General features: G+C 50.6%; 3 protein-coding genes. All 3 read right to left on the reverse strand.

Features of this window, described 5'->3' with window-relative positions:
• The 3 genes from AC30RD_RS09715 to AC30RD_RS09725 are packed head-to-tail and all read right to left on the reverse strand — an operon-like array spanning position 1 to position 871.
• Positions 1-123: a hypothetical protein gene (locus AC30RD_RS09715; protein WP_489494358.1), complete on the reverse strand. Its 123-nt coding sequence runs from the start codon at positions 121-123 to the stop codon at positions 1-3.
• On the reverse strand, positions 120-545 hold the full coding sequence (locus AC30RD_RS09720) for a glycoside hydrolase family protein (RefSeq protein ID WP_489494360.1): 426 nt from the start codon (positions 543-545) through the stop codon (positions 120-122). The genes AC30RD_RS09715 and AC30RD_RS09720 overlap by 4 nt, the downstream gene beginning before the upstream one ends.
• Positions 542-871 carry a hypothetical protein gene (locus tag AC30RD_RS09725; RefSeq protein WP_489494361.1) on the reverse strand — a complete coding sequence of 110 codons (330 nt, stop codon included), beginning with the start codon at positions 869-871 and terminating at the stop codon, positions 542-544. The genes AC30RD_RS09720 and AC30RD_RS09725 overlap by 4 nt, the downstream gene beginning before the upstream one ends.
• Between the last annotated feature and the right edge of the window lie 294 nt (positions 872-1,165).

The following is a 1,165-nucleotide window of genomic DNA, read 5'->3' on the forward strand; positions in this document are numbered from 1 at the left end:
TCAGTCCGGATCCGTTCCTTCCCACTTGTCAAAGTCATGTTCCTCTTCCTTAAGGATCTTCTCGATCTTCTTGATTCGTTCCTTCAGCTTTTTAATCTCCTTCTCGAGTTTTTCCAGTGTCATGCCAAACTCCCCATGTGATCACTCATTTCCTTTGCCCTGTTGGGTGTCTGTTTCGCCCAACGCGAGTCCAGCATTTCTTTTGCCGCCGTCGGGTAATCGGGAACCTTCAACGCCTTCCACATATTACGGAATTTCGAGACACCCGTTTTTCCTAGCTGAAACACCATCTCCACGATGATCTCTTTTGCCTGGTCATCCAGTACCGGGCAGTCGCTACAAAGCTCCTCAGCGCCCCGTATGGCGTTTTTTAAATCATCTTTTAGGACCTTCATGAGCATTTCCTCGGGATATGCCACTCCGTCCTCCCAATGGTCCTCCACGCATAGGTGGCCCACTCCCACGGTTCTCTTGTTCCTTGTGTCAAGGTACACGTGGTCCCTGTAGCCCTCATGGGCCTTCACCGATTTTAGCAGTCTGTTCATGTCCATGTTTTTTTCTCCTCTTGCAGGTAGATGATTGATTTCACCCAACCTTTCGGGATGGTGATGTACCTTCCGCCTTCCTTGTCCTCTTCCTTTGTTTCCTGCGGATCCAAACACCAGGAGCCCATAATCGTTACCCTCAGATCGTCATTGCGTATCATCCATCCAATGTCAATACACGTTGCCAGCTTGGCGTCGCGCATTTTGCTGAGTGGTACCCATCCCGTATCGCCGTCCATGGCGTCCATCCACGTAATACGGACCATGGGCCAGCAGTCCGGGTACTTCAGCTTAGGCTCTTCAAGTAGCTTATCATTTCCTTCCACTTGTCATTCTCCTTCCTTTCCCTGTGCCTGTCGGGCACCGTTTGTGACCTGTATTTTTCCGTCCGCACTTCCTGCGCAACGGGATTTCGTTTGCTGTAGGTCATCTTGACCCCGTGTTTTTTTACTTTCACAGCCCGCGGACCGTAAAGCAGTCCATACCCCTTTTTATCCGGACATAACTTTCCGCGTCCACTTCATTGACGCGGTCCCAGATGTCCACCTCATACTCTCCGTGCTTCGCAATAAACTCGTCACGCGTCATGTCAACAGCGTCCTCCTCCAGTTTCATTAGCC

This window comes from Nitrosophilus sp. (assembly GCF_982775275.1).